This is a genomic window from Niveibacterium microcysteis, from assembly GCF_017161445.1.
GTDB classification, from domain to species: Bacteria; Pseudomonadota; Gammaproteobacteria; order Burkholderiales; family Rhodocyclaceae; genus Niveibacterium; species Niveibacterium microcysteis.
This window is the reverse complement of record NZ_CP071060.1, coordinates 3,856,992-3,873,925: the sequence shown is the minus strand read 5'-3', so window position 1 is coordinate 3,873,925 and position 16,934 is coordinate 3,856,992. Positions and strand designations below refer to the sequence as shown.

Sequence of the window (16,934 nt, the reverse complement as noted above, 5' to 3'; positions counted from 1 at the left end):
GCGCGCAGGGCTGGCCAGCGCGAGCGAGCGATAACCGTCCCGCGGTGCGCTGCGCATACGATTGGCGAGGCGCCCACCAATGAGCCTTCCCGTAACGCTGGGCGACGCGCTGGCCTTGGCGCACGGGCGAGTGCCGGCTTCCGAAGCGCGGTTGCTGTTGCGCGAAGCGAGCGGGGAGCGCGCAGCCACGATCGTCGGCTTTCCGGAGCGTCCGCTGAGCGACGTTGCGGCGCAGTGTTTTGTCGACTGGATTGCTCGGCGTGAAGCCGGGGAGCCGGTTGCCTATCTGCTGGGCGAACGCGAGTTCTATGGCCGCGTCTTTCGTGTGTCACCGGCGGTGCTGATCCCGCGCCCTGACACCGAGCTACTTGTCGAACAAGCGCTGCTACACCTGCCGGACGGTGCCCCCCGCGTGCTCGATCTCGGCACCGGCAGCGGCGCAATTGCGATCACGATTGCGCTGGAAGCGCCGCATGCCCAGGTGTCGGCAGTCGATGTCTCCGCTGCCGCGCTGTCGGTTGCGCGCGAGAACGCGGAACGGCTGGGCGCTCAGGTACGCTGGTTTGAAGGGCCCTGGTGCACGCCGGTGCAAGGCGAGGTTTTCGATCTGATCGCGTCCAACCCGCCTTACGTGGCCGCCGAAGACCCGCATCTCGCGCAGGGCGACGTGCGCTTCGAGCCGCCCGGCGCGCTGGCCTCGGGCCCGGACGGACTCAGCGATATCCGCATCATCACGACCGAAGCCTGGGCTTGCCTGAAGCCGGGCGCCTGGTTGCTGTTCGAGCATGGCTACGATCAAGGCGATGCCGTGCGCGCATTGATGCTGGCGGCGGGCTATACCGATTGCGTGACGCTGAAGGATCTGGGCGACAACGACCGCGTGACGCTGGGACGACGGCCGGTTTGAACGGCTTGATTTGACCCGGTGCGCGGTTTTTTCTAGACTACATACCTGATTGAATCAGTCAGGTATTCTGACTTAGCCGAAGGAATTTACATGAGCGTGCAAGACATCATCCACCAGACGGTCACCGAGAACCCGGTGGTGCTCTTCATGAAGGGCACGCCGCAGTTCCCGCAGTGTGGTTTCTCCGCGACCGCTGCGCAGATCCTCAAGCTGCTCGGCGTTACGCAGTATGCGTCGGTGAACGTCCTGACCGACGACGACATTCGCCAAGGCATCAAGGAATACGCAAACTGGCCGACGATTCCGCAGCTCTACATCAAGGGAGAATTCGTCGGTGGCTGCGACATCATGAAAGAGATGTATCAGTCCGGCGAGCTTCAGCAGATGCTGCAGGAAGCGGGAATCGTCAGCGCCTGATTGGCGCTGCTGAACGAAAACGGCGACCTTCGGGTCGCCGTTTTCGTTTGCGGCCTACAGTTGTCGATCGGGTTTGATGGCGTCGGGCGCTGGCGCCTCGTCATCGTCACTGTGGCCGCTCCAGTTGCGCCACGCCTTGCGCGCCAGATGCGCCGTCAGCAGATGCGGTGGCATCCGCAGCCAGTGCCCGCGCAGGTATAGAAGCTGACGTGCGAGTGGTGTCCATGCGTCGCCAGCGGTTGGGTCGTTTGGCCGCAGCCCCCGCAGGTAGAGCTGTTCGAGCAGGCGCTCGCGCGTATCGCTGGGCCAACGGCCACCGAAGGCGAGTGTCGTCGGCGGGATTGGCGTGGCAAGCATCACCGAGCACATGTGCAAGGCATAGCGCAGCGGGCGTTGCAGGTTCAGCGCGATAGCGCGCGTTTCCAGCGATTGCCAGAAAGCGCCCTGACTTGCGAAGTGTCGCAGCAGGCCGTCCAGATCCACGAGATCGCGCATGCCGTTGTCCAGTTCGCCTTCATGGAACAGGTGGCAGGCGCTGTGCAACACCATGTCGGCCGGTGCCAGCACCCAGACGCCTGGCGTGGCGGCGGCCGGCACGGCCTGATCCAGCAGCAGCGCGGGGTCAGGTGGATGGCGTGCGGTGAGCGGCAGGATGTTGTGATGCACATCCAGCGAACTGCCGCGGTTGACGTGGCGAAGCGGCGGCAGCTCGTGCATCCACTGGCGGTAGTAGCGCTGGTCATAGGCGTTCAGATGCGAACTGATCCAGCCGTGGCGCAGCAGCGTCGACTCGGTGTCCGGCAATGCAGCTTTAGGCACCAGCAGGTCGATGTCACCGAAAACCCGACCGCGTGACGCCGGCAGGTTGGCCGCGAGATAAGCCGCGCCCTTCAGCAAAACCAGGCGGATGCCGCATTCGTCCAACGCGCGGCGTACCCGATCTATCTCGGCCAAGGAAGCAATGCGTTGCCGAGCGCCGACCGCACGCGCGGCGATGAGGTGTTGGCGCGGGCCGGGCGGTACCGCGTCGAGCAACTCGTGGGCTTCGAGATCGGCGGCGATGCGAGCGCTCAGGTTCGCGTTGCGCGCCTGGCGGATCACGTCATCCCACTCGCGTAGCGAAAGTCGCGCGGCGCATTCGGGCGCCCGCAGCAGTGGCAGCAGGGCGTCGCGAATCATGGCCGGGCCTCGTCAGCGAGGCGGTCGAAGGCGGCAATTGCTTCGTCCAGCCGGCTGTAGCGCAGCGCGATGCAGTCGCTTCGATCCACCGTGTCGACCAAGGTGCGGAAGCCAGTCTCGCCGAGCATGCTGTAGTTGAAGGCGTTCTCCGCCAGCTGGATGAAGCCTTCCGCTCGCGGCAAGGGTTTCATCGTCAGCGCTGCACCCGCCTCCCACTGCGGGAAGATGATCCAGCGGGGTAGCGCACGTTCATGCATTCGGGCAACGCTGTCGCGCGGTGGCCGCAAGTGCGCGACGCGGCCTTTGTGGGTGTCGGGGCATTCGGGGCCGAAACTTGCCGACGGCTCGAACTGCTGAATGATGTCGATCGAACTGTTCTTCAAATTCACCGGGCGGGCCAGCGCGACGACGCGCCCATCAACCGGGTCGAGCAAGGTCAGTTCGTCCGAGCACAAACGCCAGCCGCGTTGGATCAGCGCAGCGGTCAGCGTGCTTTTGCCAGAGCCCGGGGGGGCTGGAAGGATGGCGGCCAAGCCGTTGCGTTCCACGACCGCAGCGTGGATCACCAGAAACTGGTGGCAATAGGTTGCGATGCACCAGTTGATGCCCCACTCGAGCATCGCAAAGCTCTGCGCGTGTGGCAGCGGTTTGAACGGTGTGCGGCCGTCAAGGTGAAACTGAACCTGCGGCCGTATCCAGGCGCGGAGTCCGGAGACGCGACCCACCTGCACATGGAAATCTGCAAAGTCGTTTGGCGCCAGCGCGTGATCAGCGTAAAGCGTCTGCACGGCTTTGCACACGACCGGCTCGCGGCTGCGGATGTGCAGTGTCAGGGGGCCGCTGGTGAGCCAGAGACCGTCGCCGGACAGGCGCGCCGACAGATCTGCTTCGTTCAGGTCTGTAACGCGGAGCGTAGCGATCAAATCAGTTCGATGCGGCGGAGTTGGTCAAGTGCCTGAGACACGTTGTCGGTGAGTTCAGGCGAGCACGGCAGCGATAGCAAACCGGCGATGGCGTCCGCTGCCTGCGCCGCATCGTAGCGCGCGGCGGCTGGCAAGGCGAGCACTTCCGCGGCGAGCGGCGACAGCGCGTGCGTCGCGCCGGTCTGGCGATCGTAGAAAACGGAACCGTCGGGCCAGTGGTGACTGACCCAACGTGGACTGGCGTCCTGCATGCGGGGCCCGCGCTTACGGCGAGATGTAGTTGTTCTTGAGGTAATTGACGATGTCGGTGCCGGTCCACGGCGTCGCGCCAGCATAGGGCACGTACTTGCCGTTGAGCGCCCATTCGCGCCAGATTGCGATCACGCCTTCGGCGGTGAGTGCCTTCGGATCGATCAGGCCCTTGAGGATGTTCAGGTAGGCGCCGATGCAGTGGAACGCGACCTTGTACGGATCTTCATAGCCCAGCAGATTGAGCACCTGAAGCATCGTCATCATCGAGCCGTCTGGATTGAACAGGCGGCTGCCGGCAATCGTGCCGACAACGAAGATCGAGTGGAAGGGCGTCGATTGCGGAATCGGCCAGTTGCCGGCGCTGCAGTTCTTCCAGTAACCGGGCGAGCGCCCGTTACAGGTTCCGACTTTGGTGCCGCGGTGACTCAGCGCGCCCGAGAGCGTTTGCGAGGGCGAAATGCACTCACCCGGGTTCAGGCCGCCAAGGACGGGCCGGCTGGTCAGCGTCAGGATGATCGGGCCGGTGGCCATGCCGCCGCGTACCAGCAACCGGCGCCGTGCTTCAGATACGCCCGATTCTGCACGGTCGGGTGACTGGGCGGGATGGTCAGCGCTAGGCATGTTTTCGTGGTTCGACATGGTCTCGATCCTGGAGGTCATGTTGCATTCTGTCAGGCACTCACTGCCAATTCGTGCAAATTGGTCACGGCCTGACAGCAGGATGCAATGGGTTGCAGCTAACCATGCAAGAAACGTGCTTGGCGGCGATTCAATAAAAAACCAATAAAAAACAGTGCGTTGCGTTGCTGGTGTGGTGCGGGCCGTGAGCGGGAGCGGCAGGATGTCAAATGCGCCGACGATTCCTTACTCAGCGTCGCAGGTATTCCGACAGTTCGCGCGCCATGCGCTCAGCCTGGCGCAAGTAGCTCGCGCCGAACAGGTTGAGGTGGTTGAGCATGTGATAGAGGTTGTAGAGCGTGCGTCGTTGCGGGTAGCCCTCGGCGAGCGGCGCGGCTTGCATGTAGGAGAGGTAGAAGCGCTCGGGCAGGCCGCCGAAGAGTTCGCTCATTGCAAAATCGGCTTCTCGATCGCCGAAGTAGGTCGCAGGGTCGAAAACGACCGGCTCTCCCTCTGCGGTTACCGCGATGTTGCCGGCCCAGAGGTCGCCATGCAGCAGTGCCGGTTCGGGGCGGCGCTCCAGAAAGAATGCGCCGATCTTGTCGATGATGCGTTCGCCGTGGTTCTGAAGGTCGCCACGGTAACCGCGTCGCGCGGCTTCGGCGAACTGCGGCGCAAGGCGCTGGTGTGCAAAAAATGCGGGCCAGTCGGCGCGTGGTGAATTGTCTTGCGGCGATTGGCCGATGAAGTTGTTGCGCCGCCAGCCGTAATGTTCGCCGACGGTGCTGTGTAGCTGCGCCAGTGCCGCTGCGCAGCGAGGGGCGTCGGCTGCTTGCATTGGGCGCAGCGGCAGGTGTTCGAGAATCAGGAATGCATGCGCTTCGCTCGCGCCACTGGCCACTATCGCCGGCGTGCGGATCGCGCCCGTCGCGGCGATGGCGGAGAGCGCATCGACCTCAGCATCAAACAGCGCAAGGTTCGTCGCTGCGCCGGTCTTCACGAAGACGCGCCGCGCCGCGCTCCCGACGATCCAATTCCGATGTGTGCCGCCGGAGGCGGGTTCGGCGCTCGTGACGCGGAACGCCGTGCCGAGCGCGCCGCGTGCAGCCTCTTCGACAGCCGCGGCGAGCGAGGCCTCCATGCGGGTCAGCCCAGGCGGTTACGCGCGCGGGCGATCGCGGCGCGAACCTGCTCGGGGGCGGTGCCGCCGATGTGGTTGCGGCCGGCCAGCGCACCTTCGACTGTCAGCACTTGGTAGACGTCCTCTGCAACCAGGTTCGAGAAGCTGCGCAGCACGTCGAGCGGCAGATCGGGCAGATCGCAGCCGCGGGTTTCGGCTTCGCGCACCGCACGGGCGACGGCTTCGTGCGCGTCGCGGAAGGGCAGGCCGCGCTTGACAAGGTAGTCGGCCAGTTCCGTGGCGGTGGCAAAGCCTTGCTTGAGTGCGTCGCGCATCGCGTCGGCCTTCACCCGGATGCCTGAGACCATGTCGGTGAAGATGCGCAGGCTGTCGATCAGCGTGTCGGCGGTGTCGAACAGCGGCTCCTTGTCTTCCTGGTTGTCCTTGTTGTAGGCCAGCGGTTGGCCCTTCATCAGGGTCAGCAGGCCGACGAGGTGGCCATTTACGCGGCCGGTCTTGCCGCGCACGAGTTCGGGGACGTCCGGGTTCTTCTTCTGCGGCATGATCGAGCTGCCGGTGCAGAAGCGGTCGGCCAGATCGATGAAGCCCACGCGCGGGCTCATCCACAGGATCAATTCTTCCGACAGGCGCGACAGGTGGGTCATCACCAGTGCGGCGGCGGCGGTGAATTCGATTGCGAAATCGCGGTCGGACACGGCGTCGAGCGAGTTCTCGCAGACGGCCTCGAAGCCCAGCTCGCGTGCGACGAATTCGCGGTCGATCGGGTAGCTGGTGCCGGCCAGCGCCGAGGCGCCCAACGGCAGACGGTTGACGCGGCGGCGGGCGTCGACCAGGCGTTCGGCGTCGCGGCGCGCCATTTCGACGTAGGCCATCAGGTGGTGGCCGAAGGTCACTGGCTGCGCCACTTGCAGGTGCGTAAAGCCGGGCATCGGTGTTGCGGCGTGCTGTTCGGCCAGATCACACAGCGCGCGCTGGAAGTTGCCGAGCAGTTCGATGGCCTGGTCGACCGCGTCGCGCAGCCACAGGCGGATGTCGGTGGCCACCTGGTCGTTGCGCGAACGGCCGGTGTGCAGTCGCTTGCCGGCGTCACCGACCAGCGTGGTCAGGCGGCGCTCGATGTTCAGGTGAACGTCTTCGAGATCAAGGCTCCATTCGAACTTGCCGGCGGCGATCTCGTCGAGGATCTGCGCCATGCCACGCTCGATGTCGGCGAGGTCCTGCGCGCCGATGATGTTTTGCTTGGCGAGCATCTTCGCGTGCGCGAGCGAACCACGGATGTCCTGCTCGGCCATGCGGCAGTCGAAGAACACCGATGCGGTGAATCGCTTGACGAGATCCGACACCGGTTCGTTGAATCGGCCAGACCAGGCCTTGGCATCGCCGGTTTCGGCGTGCGAGGGTTGTGAACGCTCTGTCATAATCGCGGGAATCCATGAGCACCCGTGCGGCGCTGGGAAGTGGCGCGGCTCAGGCGGGGAAAAGTGCGGCGGCGCGCCGCGGGACACGATGGCAAGTATACGGCAAAAGCCCAAGCAGTCCGGCCCGGCGACACGCGGTAACGCAGTGGCGCCGCCTGATTTTCGCAACCTCGGTGTGATGTTGCGCGGCCTGCTGGGCGTCAACCTGATGGGGCTGGTGACGGTGGCGTTGCGCGGCGTGCCCGGCGATGCGCTGATGCGCGAGGCGTTGGCGATGGCGGGCCTGCTGGAATTGCCGCTGATGCTGGGGCTCTTGCTGGCCTACATGCTGGCGCCAGTGATTGCGTCGCAGACCTATCGCAAGGCGACTATGTTGCTCGTCGCGGTCGGCGTTGTATCGGTGCTGGCGACCTTTCCGCTGCTTTCGTCGCTCGCCGAACGTGCCGATCTGTGGCGCTGGAGCCTCTGGGCGGCCGGCAGTGGCGCGCTGTTGATGGCGTACTTCCACTGGCGCGCGGCGCTGGCGACACCTGCGCTGTCCGAGGCGCGCGTGCTGGCGTTGAACGCGCGCATCCGGCCGCACTTCTTTTTCAACAGCCTCAACGGGGTGCTGGGTGTGATGCGGTCCGATCCGCGCCGTGCTGAGCAAGCGCTGGAGTCGCTGGCGGATTTGTTCCGCAGCCTGATGCGCGAGAACCGTGATCTCGTGACGGTGGGCGATGAGATCGAACTGGCGAATCGCTACCTCGACCTCGAACGGCTGCGGCTGGGGGATCGCCTCAAAGTGGTGTGGGATCTGCGGCATTGCCCACTTGATGCCAAGGTGCCGCCGCTGATGCTGCAGCCGCTGATCGAGAACGCGGTGTATCACGGCATTGAGCCGTCCCCGACGCCCGGCGAGATCCAAGTGCGCATCGCGCAACGCGGGCGGGAACTCGTGATCGAGGTAGATAACCCTGTTCAGGCGGAGACTCGTCAACAACAAGGTAATCGCATGGCTCAGGCCAACATCCGGGAGCGATTGATGCTGTTTTTCGATATCGAGGCGCAGATGGACAGTGGCGTGAAGGATGGCCGTTACCGCGTCCGCATCTGTCTGCCTTTGCGCAGGGAGGGGCGGGCATGAGCGGGCAGGAAGTGCTGGCGGTGCTGAACGTGCTGATCGTGGATGACGAGGCGCCTGCACGCGAGCGCCTGCGGGATTTGCTGGGTGACGTCGCCGCGACGCAGCCCACCCGTATTGTCGGCATGGCCGCCAACGGGCACGAGGCACTGAGATTCCTCACGGCGCAACAGGTTGACCTGCTGCTGGTGGATATCCGCATGCCGGGGATGGACGGCATCGAACTCGCGCAGCACGTGGCAAGGCTCGCGTCGCCGCCGCGCATCGTGTTCGTCACCGCCTACGACCAATACGCGGTCAGCGCCTTCGATCTGAATGCGATCGACTACCTGCTCAAACCGGTGAGGGCGCAGCGGCTTGAGGCGGCGCTGGCGAAAGTGCGTGCAAGCCTGCCGGTGGCGCGTGAGGCACTTGATCGCATCGCCGAACCGCGACGGCATTTCTCGGTGAGCGAGCGCGGCCGGATTGCGCTCATTCCTGTAACCGATGTGCTGTTCCTCAAGGCCGAACTCAAATACGTCACCGCGCGCACCGTCGAGCGCGAGTACCTGCTCGACGAATCGCTGGTGCAGCTGGAACAGGAATTCCCGGAGCGCTTCGTGCGCATCCACCGCAACTGCTTGATCGCGCGGGCGGCTGTCGCTGGATTCGAGCGCGACGAAGCCGCCGAGCACTGGCTGGTGAAGATCAACGGCCTCGACGAAAAGCTCGCAGTCAGCCGCCGCCAGTGGCCAACCGTGCGTGCCGCCTTGCTGGGTGGCGCAGGCGATGAGCGCCCATGACTTCAAGCCCCCCACTTTGCGGCCGTTGATAGCCCCGTGAACGCACAAGCCCCCACCCCCCGACAGCGTCCGCTCACGCTGGGCATTCTCGCGGCTGATATTGATACCGCTGTTGCGCTGCGTCTGGTTGCCGGCATCATCGACGAGGCGCGCCTGCGCGGCGCGCGCACGGTCTTCCTGCCGGGGCATCCGCCGGCGGCGTCGGCCGAATTCGACCGGCAGTTCAATCTGGTATTCCGCTTGCCTGACGCCACGGCCTTCGACGGCCTGCTGGTGATCGGCACCACCTTGCAGTACCACTTGAACGCAACGCAGCTCGACAACTTCCTCGCCACTCTGCCCAAGGTGCCGACGCTTTGCCTGGGGTTTGCGTCGCAGGTCGTGCCCAGCGTCGTCAACGACAACCACGGTGGATTCCGTGCGCTGATGTCGCACCTGATCGAGGAGCATGGCTGCCGCCGCATTGCGATGATTGCCGGCCCGGCAGGGCAAGCGGAGGCCGAGGCACGACTGGCTGCTTGGCGTGACGCTTGCACGGATGCGGGGATCGAGGTCGATCCCGATCTGTTGTTGCAGGGCAACTTCACGCAGGCGAGCGGGCGCGCAGCGATGAGTGCACTGCTGGAGCGCGGCGCTACGGTTGATGCGGTGGTCGCCGCGAATGACGACATGGCCTTGGGGGCGATGGCCTGCGCGGTGGATCATGGCCTGCATGTGCCGCAGCAGCTTCGTTTCGGCGGTTTCGACGACATCCTCGCCGCGGGCCGCCTTGGCGTGGGGCTGACGACCATCAACCAGTCGCACTATGCGCTGGCGCGCGCATCCGTCGCGCAACTGATCGAGCGGATCGGCGGCGCGGAGGTCACGCCGCTGACGCGTGTGCCGACACGGCTGGTGCGCCGGCAATCCTGTGGCTGCGGTGGCTTCTACGCCCGACCGGAGACCTTCGCTGCGCAACTGGATGTGCGGCTTGCCGGCATGCTGGAAGAACTGGCGGTGGCGCCTGAGCACGAGGCCAACTATCGGGCAGCGAGCCTTCTGGTCGAGCAGGGCCTCGCGAGAGCCTTGGCGGAACAGGACTTTCAGCCGCTGCTGGCGGCGGTGCAGACCGTTGCGCGCGACGTGCTTGCGGCGGAGGGCCATGTCTACGGGCTGCAGGCGTTGCTGGTCGCGGCGCAGCGCTGGCTGATCGAGCCGCGCGGCCTGGCGCCGGAGGCCTGGGCCGCGGTTGCCCGCTGGCTGCAACAGGCGCAGATTGCGCTGGCGGGGCTGCAGGACGTCGCACAACAAGCGCGCCATCGGTTGCACAGCGAACGCGCGCTGGCTTTTCGCGACCTGCTCAAAACACGTATCGCCACCTTCGACTTGCAGAAGCTCCTGGAACACCTCTCGGAGGCGCTGGCGGATCTCAGTCTCGATACCTGCTGCATTGCGCTCTACAGCGGTGAGGCGCGCATTTCCAGCCTCGACGATTTCGACCTGCCGGGTGAGGCGCGCCTGCTTTACGCCTTCATCGGCGGGCGTGAGCGCCCGTCGCTGAACGGCGAACGCTTCCGTACGCACGACGTGCTGCCGGCCGATGCCTGGGCCTTGGCGGCGGATAGCACTTCGCTGATCGTCTACCCGGTCTTCCACGGCGCCGAGCACTTCGGCTTCATCGTGTTCAGCGTCGACCCGGTTGCGGGTGGGCCGTGGGAAACGATTCGTGACGAGGTGTCGTCGGCCTTGAAGGCGTCGTTGCTGGTATCGGAGCTCGCCGCCGCGCGCGATGCGCTACGCAGCGACCTCGCACAGGCGCGGCAGGGCCAGCGTGAGCTGGCTGACATCGCGCATCGCGACGAATTGACAGGGCTCCTGAACCGACGCGGCTTCCTCGCCGAGGCGCGCCTGCGTGCGGACATGCTGAGTGCGGATGGCCTTGCGACCGCAGTGATCTTCGCCGACCTCGATGGGCTCAAGCCGATCAATGACCGCCATGGCCACGCAGCCGGTGACGTTGCGATCCGCCAAGCCGGCGAAGTGCTGCGTCGCGGTTTCCGCTCGGCCGACCTGATCGGCCGCATTGGTGGCGACGAGTTCGTCGTGCTGACTGCGAACGCCGACCCGGACGCACTCAGCGCGATGCGCGAACGGATCTACCGTTTGTTCGAGCGGGCCAGCCAGGACTTGCCCTTCCCACTGGCTTGCAGCCTTGGCTATGTAGTGTCGCCGCCGGGCGTGCCGGTTTCGCTGGAGGATCTGCTCGCGCGCGCCGACAGCGTGTTGTACGAAGAAAAACGGCGCCGCAAGGGCGCCGCTTGGCATACCGGGGTCTAGCGGGGGCTGCGCCCCCGGCCCAACTTAACCCGAGTTGCGCAGGCCCGCCGCGATACCGTTGATCGACAGATGGATGCCGCGCTTGATGCGTTCCTCCTCGTTGCCGTCGCGATAGCGGTGCAGCAGCTCGACCTGCACATGGTTGAGCGGATCGAGGTACGGGAAGCGATTGCGGATCGAACGCTTGAGCAAGGGGTTGCCATCGAGCAGTTCTTGCTGGCCGGTGATGGCAAGCAGGGCGTCGATGGTGGCCTGATGTTCGGCGCGGATGCGCGGGAAGATCGCTTCGCGCAGCGCTTCGTCGCGCACCAGCGCAGCGTAGCGAGAGGCGATGGCGATGTCGCTCTTGGCCAGCACCATATCCATGTTCGACAGCATGGTGGCGAAGAACGACCATTCCTTGTGCATCGACTGCAGCACCTGCATGCCGTCCGGCCGCTCGGCGAGGAAGGCGCGCACCGCTGCGCCGAAGCCGAACCAGCCCGGCAACATCAAGCGGCACTGCGCCCACGAGAACACCCACGGAATTGCCCGGAGGTCTTCGATTGCGGTGGTCTTCTTGCGTGACGCCGGGCGCGAGCCGATATTCAGGTTCGCGATCTCGGAGATCACCGTCGATTCCCAGAAGTACTTCTCGAAGCCCTCGGTTTCATAGACCAGCCCGCGGTACGCCTTGAACGCGTGCTCCGACAGGCGATCCATCACTTCCAGGTATTCGGCGCGCGGCGCAGCTTCCGGATGCGCCAGCAGCGTCGCCTCGAAGGTGGCGGCGGCGAGCACTTCCAGGTTGCGCTGACCGACTTCCGGGTTGGCGTACTTCGACGAGATCACCTCGCCCTGTTCGGTGAGGCGGATCTTGCCTTGCACCGCGCCGCCCGGCTGCGCCAGGATCGCCTGGTAGCTGGGGCCGCCGCCGCGGCCAACCGAGCCGCCGCGGCCGTGGAACAGACGCATCTTCACGCCGTGGCGCTTGAACACCTCGATCAGCTGGATCTCGGCCTTGTAGAGTTCCCAGCCGGAGGTCATGAAACCGCCGTCCTTGTTGGAGTCCGAGTAACCGAGCATCACTTCATGCATGTCGCCGCGGCTGGCGACGAGTTCGCGGTAGCCGGGAATCGCGAACAGACGGTCCATCGTTGCGCTGGCGGCTTGCAGGTCGCCGATCGTCTCGAACAGCGGCACGATGTTGACGTCGATCGCGCGCTCATGCGGCCGCAGAAGACCGACTTCCTTCAGCAGCAGCGCGAGTTCGAGCATGTCCGACACGCCATCCGTCTTCGAGATGATGACGTTGTGGATGCAATCGCGTCCGTACAGGCGATGGGCTTCGGCTGCCGCACGGAAGATCTCCAGCTCGCCGACGGTTTCGTCGGAGTACTGCACGAAGGGCGACGCAAGCGGACGCGGCGTCGCGAGCTCTTCGAGCAGCGCGGCGATTCGGCCTTCCTCGTCGAGGGCGCGGTAGTCGAAACCGGGGCGCACCGCGGCGAGCAACTCGGCGACGGTGCGCTCATGCACGTCCGAGTTCTGACGCAGATCGATTGCGGCAAGGTGGAAGCCGAAAACCTTCACTGCGCGGCGAATGCGGCGCAGGCGACCTTGCGCGAGCGTGCCGGAACCGTTCGCGAGCAGCGAACGATGCACCGTCTCGAGGTCTGCCGCGAGTTCGTCGGCGCTGGCGTACGGTTCGGCTTGCCCGACCGGCGGGCGGCCGACGCGGTGGCCGAGCAGGTTTTCTGCGGTGGCCGACATGCGGGCGTAGATGCCTGCGAGCGCGCGGCGATAAGGTTCATCGCTGCGGTGCGGCGACTTGTCCGGCGAGAGGTTGGCCAGTTCGATCAGCTGGTCGGATGCGCTGACCAGCAACTGGGCCAGCGAGAGCTCGCTACCGAGGATGTGCAGTTCATGCAGGTAGAACTCGAGCGCGACCGTGGATTGCATGCGCATCGCTTCGCGCAGCACATCCGCGGTAACGAACGGGTTGCCGTCGCGGTCGCCGCCGATCCAGCTGCCCATGCGAAGGAACGCCGGCAGCTCCATGTTCTTCCAGGTCTCGCCATGCTTGGCGAGCAGGTTTTCGAGCGCGACGTAGAGCTTCGGCAACTCACGCAGGAAGGTGTAGCTGTAGTACGAGAGGCCGTTGTCGACTTCGTCGAGCACCGACAGCTTGGTCGGCCGCAGCATGCGGGTCTGCCACATCGTCAGCACAGCGCGGCGCAGGGCGGCGTCGTTCTCCTCGATCTCCTCGGGCGTCATCTGGATGCGATCGCGCGCATCGAGGAACTGGGCGATCTTGAGCTGGCAGTTGAGGATCGACTTGCGCGACACCTCCGTTGGGTGCGCGGTCAGCACCGGCCCGACGAAAGCTTCTTCGAAGAAGTCAGCGATCTGCTCATTCGTCACGCCCGCTTCGAAGGCCGCTTCGATGGCGCGCGCCATCGTGCCTTCCCGCGGGGCGGAGCCGGCGATCGCATGCATGCGCGAACGGCGGATGTGGTGCTGGTCTTCGGCAATGTTCGACAGATGCGAGAAGTAGCTGAAGGCGCGCACGACATGGATCGTCTGGTCGCGCGACAGCGAATCGAGCATCGCTTCGAGTTCGCGGCGAGCGGCGATATCGTCATCACGACGGAAGCGAATCGAGGTCTGGCGGACCCGCTCGATCAAATCGAATGCCGCCTCGCCCTCCTGGGCGCGGACGGTGTCACCGAGAATCCTGCCAAGAAGACGGATATCTTCTTTGAGGGGGAGGTCCTTCGCTGCTTCCTGCTTAGCCTGATCGCTCATTGTCGGTTTTGCTGTGGGATTGGGGGTGATCCCCGGGCGGCCTTTGTACGGTTCGGGGGCAAGGGCCGTGCGTAAACGTCGCAATTTTGACATTGCACCGCAATATTTTGAAGCTTATCAGGCCTTTGTATGCGTTTGCCGATCAAAAATTGTGCGGTGGTACCATCGCAATCCTTATCGAATCCGGCCGCAAGGCCCTTGTCATCGTGACCAGCCCCGCACCCGAACGCATCGTTATCGCCACCCGTGAAAGCCGTCTCGCCCTGTGGCAGGCCGAGCATGTCAAAGCCCTGCTCGAAGGCCTCTATCCGCAAACCCGGGTGGAACTGCTTGGCATGACGACGCGCGGCGACCAGATTCTGGACCGTGCGCTGTCGAAGGTGGGCGGCAAGGGCCTCTTCGTGAAAGAGCTGGAAACGGCGCTGCTTGATGGCCGTGCCGACATCGCGGTGCATTCGATGAAGGATGTGCCGGCCGAATTGACGGACCCGTTCTGTATCGCCGCGATCCTCGAGCGCGAGATTCCGCTCGATGCCTTCGTGTCGAACAAGTACGCCTCACTCGATGAGCTGCCGCCCGGCGCGGTGGTTGGCACCTCCAGCCTGCGGCGCGAGGCGCAGATCCATGCGCAGTATCCTTACCTTGGCGTGACGCCCCTGCGTGGCAACCTTGATACCCGCCTGCGCAAGCTCGATGAGGGGCAGTACGACGCGATCGTGCTGGCCGCGGCCGGGCTCAAGCGCCTTGGCCTTGGCGAGCGCATCCGCGGCACGCTGCCGGCGGAAGTGTCGCTGCCCGCAGCGGGGCAGGGAGCGCTAGCGATCGAGGCGATCGCCGCGCGCGCCGATGTGCGTGCCTGGCTCGCGCCGCTGGTCGATCGCTCGGCCACCGCCTGCGTGCTGGCGGAGCGCGCGGTGACGAAGGCGCTCGGCGGCGGCTGCGAGGTGCCGATTGGCGCCTACGCGCAGATCGCCGACGGTGAGTTGTTCCTGCGCGGCTTCGTCGCCTTGCCGGACGGCAGCCGTTTCGTGCGCGCCGAGCTGCGTGGTGCGCCGGGCGATGCCGAAGCGATTGGCCTGCGGGTGGCCGAAGCGCTGCGCGCACAGGGCGCTGCCGAGATTCTGTCGCAATTGTCTACGCACTGAGCCGGCAAGCTGGGATGCCCGCTGCGCTGGCAGGCCGCACGATTCTTGTGACGCGCCCGGCGGCGCAGGCGGACGCTCTTTGCGCCGCGATCGAGGCTCAAGGCGGGCGGGCCTGGCGCCTGCCGCTGCTGGATATCGCGCCGATCGAAGAAGCGGCCGAGTTTGCCGACTTGGCGCGCTCGCTCGACGATTACGATTTCGCCTTCTTCGTCAGCGCCAACGCCGTCAACCACGGTCTCGCGGGCGTGCGGGCGCATCGCGCCTGGCCGCCGGGGCCTCGGGCGGTAACCGTCGGGCCTGGCAGCGCGGCCGCGTTGCGCGAAGCCGGGTTTGAGCAGGTGTTGGTGCCAAGCGCGCGTTTCGACAGTGAAGGCGTGCTGGCACTCGACGAATTTGCCCCCGCTGCGATTGCGGGCAAGCGGGTGTTGATCCTGCGTGGCGACGGGGGGCGCGAGTTGCTTGGTGATGCCCTGACGGCGCGTGGCGCGCAGGTGCGCTGCTTCACCTGTTACCGCCGCCTGGCGCCCGAAGTGGATGTCCCCGCGCTGGCGGAGGCGAGTATGCAAGGCCGGCTGGACGCGATCACGCTCACCAGCAGTGAAGCGGTTCGCCACCTCGCGGCGCAGCTGGAGTCCGCTGGCGAATCCGTGCTGCGCGTGCCGGTTTTCGCGCCGCATGTGCGGGTGGCGGATGCAGCTCGCGCAGCCGGATTTACCCATGTTGTGCTGACCGATGCGGCCGATGCTGGCCTGCTGGCGGGGCTTTGCGCCCATTTCGCCGCAGGCTGAGCGCGCGGCATCGGGTTATCATGAAACCCATGGATACCAGTAGCGAAACCTCCACTCCCGTCACGCCAGCTGCCGCACCCGCCGCGCCTCAGGGGCGCCGCGGCTGGCGCAGCCTCGGCCATCCGCTGGTGATCGCTGGCGCTGTGGTGCTGGCCTTGCTTGCCTGGCAATGGATCGAAACCCGCGCGCAGCTCGAAGTGCTCAAGCAGCAGGTTGCGCAGCGGCTTGGCGAATCCGATGCTGCGACCCGCGAAGTCAAAGGGCGCGCGAAGGAAATCCAGGACTCGATCCAGGCGATGGGCAACCGCCTCGCGGTGCAGGAAGCCCGCATGGCCGAGGCGCAGGGCCAACAGGCTGCACTGGAAGCGCTGTATCAGGATCTGTCGCGCTCGCGCGATGAATGGGTGCTGGCCGAAGTCGAGCAGGCGCTGAACATTGCGCAGCAGCAGTTGCAGCTGGCCGGCAATGTGCAGGCGGCGCTCATCGCGCTGCAGAGCGCAGAGGCTCGCCTTGCCGGCTTCGAGCGGCCGCAGCTGCTGCCGCTGCGGAAGTCGATCGCACGCGATATCGAGCGCCTGAAGGCCCTGCCGCTGGCCGATATTTCGGCCATGGGGCTCGCGCTGGAAAACCTGATCGATCGCGTCGACACCCTGCCGCTGGCCTTCGAACATTCACCGCCGAAGCAAGAGAAGGTGGTCAAGCCGCAACCGAAGAAGGGTGCGAAGCCGGTCGAACAGTCCGCGCCGGCCGTCGTCGAGCCGCCGGCCTGGTATGCGCGCTTGCTCGGTGACTTCTGGACGGAGCTGCGCGGCCTGATCCGCATCGAGCGGCTCGACCGGCCCGACCCGGCGCTGCTGTCGCCCGCACAAACCGTGTTCCTGCGCGAGAACCTGCGCCTGCGGTTGCTCTCTGCACGCCTCGCACTGCTTCAGCGCGACGGTCGCGTCTTCCGCGAAGACACCAAGCAGGCCGCTGCGTGGATGGAGCGCTACTTCGATGTCGAGGACCGTGAGGTCGCGATGCGTCTGGCTGATCTGCGCAAGGCGCAGGGCGCGCGCCTGTCGGTCGAGTTGCCCAACCTGAACGAAACGCTTGGCTCGCTGCACAGCGCACGCGTTGCCGGCGCGCGCTGAGGCCC

15 protein-coding genes are annotated in these 16,934 nt (G+C 65.5%); 8 read left to right on the top strand and 7 right to left on the bottom strand.

Features of this window, described 5'->3' with window-relative positions; all coding sequences use genetic code 11:
• Positions 1–79 precede the first annotated feature (79 nt).
• Both prmC and grxD read left to right on the top strand, forming a co-directional pair.
• Positions 80–907, top strand: coding sequence for a peptide chain release factor N(5)-glutamine methyltransferase (gene prmC, locus JY500_RS17565; RefSeq protein ID WP_206253990.1), 828 nt, complete (start codon positions 80–82; stop codon positions 905–907).
• Between the two features lie 90 nt (positions 908–997).
• Positions 998–1,324 (top strand): Grx4 family monothiol glutaredoxin, encoded by a 327-nt coding sequence (gene grxD, locus JY500_RS17560; protein ID WP_172204878.1) that lies wholly within the window; start codon positions 998–1,000, stop codon positions 1,322–1,324.
• A 54-nt stretch (positions 1,325–1,378) separates the two neighbouring features.
• On the opposite strand, the gene JY500_RS17555 is transcribed toward grxD, so the two are convergent.
• From JY500_RS17555 to argH, 6 genes are all read right to left on the bottom strand, one after another.
• Positions 1,379–2,503, bottom strand: a complete 1,125-nt coding sequence (locus JY500_RS17555; protein WP_206253989.1) for a nucleotidyltransferase domain-containing protein — start codon at positions 2,501–2,503, stop codon at positions 1,379–1,381.
• On the bottom strand, positions 2,500–3,426 hold the full coding sequence (locus tag JY500_RS17550) for an HprK-related kinase A (protein WP_206253988.1): 927 nt from the start codon (positions 3,424–3,426) through the stop codon (positions 2,500–2,502). The genes JY500_RS17555 and JY500_RS17550 overlap by 4 nt, the downstream gene beginning before the upstream one ends.
• Positions 3,423–3,677: an HPr-rel-A system PqqD family peptide chaperone gene (locus tag JY500_RS17545; protein WP_172204872.1), complete on the bottom strand. Its 255-nt coding sequence runs from the start codon at positions 3,675–3,677 to the stop codon at positions 3,423–3,425. Before JY500_RS17545 ends, JY500_RS17550 begins: the two co-directional genes overlap by 4 nt.
• A 13-nt stretch (positions 3,678–3,690) precedes the next feature.
• The gene (locus tag JY500_RS17540) at positions 3,691–4,317 is read right to left on the bottom strand and encodes a hypothetical protein (protein WP_172204870.1); all 627 of its coding nucleotides are present in this window, start codon (positions 4,315–4,317) and stop codon (positions 3,691–3,693) included.
• Positions 4,318–4,546: 229 nt separating this feature from the next.
• A complete protein-coding gene (locus JY500_RS17535) occupies positions 4,547–5,437 on the bottom strand; it encodes a fructosamine kinase family protein (protein ID WP_206253987.1) in 891 nt (296 codons plus the stop codon).
• Positions 5,438–5,442: 5 nt separating this feature from the next.
• Complete coding sequence (argH, locus tag JY500_RS17530; RefSeq protein WP_206253986.1) at positions 5,443–6,855, bottom strand: argininosuccinate lyase; 1,413 nt, start codon at positions 6,853–6,855, stop codon at positions 5,443–5,445.
• 88 nt (positions 6,856–6,943) lie between these two features.
• On the opposite strand from argH, the gene JY500_RS17525 reads away from it, so the two are divergent.
• The 3 genes from JY500_RS17525 to JY500_RS17515 are packed head-to-tail and all read left to right on the top strand — an operon-like array spanning position 6,944 to position 11,076.
• On the top strand, positions 6,944–7,981 hold the full coding sequence (locus tag JY500_RS17525; RefSeq protein ID WP_206253985.1) for a sensor histidine kinase: 1,038 nt from the start codon (positions 6,944–6,946) through the stop codon (positions 7,979–7,981).
• Entirely contained in the window at positions 7,978–8,760 is a 783-nt protein-coding gene (locus JY500_RS17520; protein WP_172204862.1) for a LytR/AlgR family response regulator transcription factor, read from the top strand. Before JY500_RS17525 ends, JY500_RS17520 begins: the two co-directional genes overlap by 4 nt.
• A 36-nt stretch (positions 8,761–8,796) precedes the next feature.
• Complete coding sequence (locus JY500_RS17515; protein ID WP_172204860.1) at positions 8,797–11,076, top strand: substrate-binding and GGDEF domain-containing protein; 2,280 nt, start codon at positions 8,797–8,799, stop codon at positions 11,074–11,076.
• Positions 11,077–11,100: 24 nt separating this feature from the next.
• Here the strand turns inward: JY500_RS17515 and ppc are convergent, their stop codons facing one another.
• Positions 11,101–13,863 carry a phosphoenolpyruvate carboxylase gene (gene ppc / locus JY500_RS17510; protein WP_172204858.1) on the bottom strand — a complete coding sequence of 921 codons (2,763 nt, stop codon included), beginning with the start codon at positions 13,861–13,863 and terminating at the stop codon, positions 11,101–11,103.
• Between the two features lie 203 nt (positions 13,864–14,066).
• On the opposite strand from ppc, the gene hemC reads away from it, so the two are divergent.
• Genes hemC through JY500_RS17495 form a run of 3 tightly spaced genes read left to right on the top strand, consistent with a single transcriptional unit; the run spans position 14,067 to position 16,929 of the window.
• On the top strand, positions 14,067–15,008 hold the full coding sequence (hemC, locus tag JY500_RS17505) for a hydroxymethylbilane synthase (RefSeq protein ID WP_425493209.1): 942 nt from the start codon (positions 14,067–14,069) through the stop codon (positions 15,006–15,008).
• A gap of 14 nt (positions 15,009–15,022) precedes the next feature.
• Positions 15,023–15,796: a uroporphyrinogen-III synthase gene (locus JY500_RS17500; protein ID WP_206253984.1), complete on the top strand. Its 774-nt coding sequence runs from the start codon at positions 15,023–15,025 to the stop codon at positions 15,794–15,796.
• A 29-nt stretch (positions 15,797–15,825) separates the two neighbouring features.
• The gene (locus JY500_RS17495) at positions 15,826–16,929 is read left to right on the top strand and encodes a uroporphyrinogen-III C-methyltransferase (RefSeq protein WP_172204854.1); all 1,104 of its coding nucleotides are present in this window, start codon (positions 15,826–15,828) and stop codon (positions 16,927–16,929) included.
• The last annotated feature ends 5 nt before the right edge of the window (positions 16,930–16,934 follow it).

Excerpts from the sequence above, each read along its gene's own strand:
- prmC (WP_206253990.1), top strand. The coding sequence starts at position 80 with ATGAGCCTTCCCGTAACGCTGGGCGACGCGCTGGCCTTGGCGCACGGG.
- grxD (WP_172204878.1), top strand. The coding sequence starts at position 998 with ATGAGCGTGCAAGACATCATCCACCAGACGGTCACCGAGAACCCGGTG.
- JY500_RS17555 (WP_206253989.1), bottom strand. The coding sequence starts at position 2,503 with ATGATTCGCGACGCCCTGCTGCCACTGCTGCGGGCGCCCGAATGCGCC.
- JY500_RS17545 (WP_172204872.1), bottom strand. The coding sequence starts at position 3,677 with ATGCAGGACGCCAGTCCACGTTGGGTCAGTCACCACTGGCCCGACGGT.
- JY500_RS17540 (WP_172204870.1), bottom strand. The coding sequence starts at position 4,317 with ATGTCGAACCACGAAAACATGCCTAGCGCTGACCATCCCGCCCAGTCA.
- JY500_RS17535 (WP_206253987.1), bottom strand. The coding sequence starts at position 5,437 with ATGGAGGCCTCGCTCGCCGCGGCTGTCGAAGAGGCTGCACGCGGCGCG.
- argH (WP_206253986.1), bottom strand. The coding sequence starts at position 6,855 with ATGACAGAGCGTTCACAACCCTCGCACGCCGAAACCGGCGATGCCAAG.
- JY500_RS17525 (WP_206253985.1), top strand. The coding sequence starts at position 6,944 with ATGGCAAGTATACGGCAAAAGCCCAAGCAGTCCGGCCCGGCGACACGC.
- JY500_RS17520 (WP_172204862.1), top strand. The coding sequence starts at position 7,978 with ATGAGCGGGCAGGAAGTGCTGGCGGTGCTGAACGTGCTGATCGTGGAT.
- ppc (WP_172204858.1), bottom strand. The coding sequence starts at position 13,863 with ATGAGCGATCAGGCTAAGCAGGAAGCAGCGAAGGACCTCCCCCTCAAA.
- JY500_RS17500 (WP_206253984.1), top strand. The coding sequence starts at position 15,023 with ATGCCCGCTGCGCTGGCAGGCCGCACGATTCTTGTGACGCGCCCGGCG.
- JY500_RS17495 (WP_172204854.1), top strand. The coding sequence starts at position 15,826 with ATGGATACCAGTAGCGAAACCTCCACTCCCGTCACGCCAGCTGCCGCA.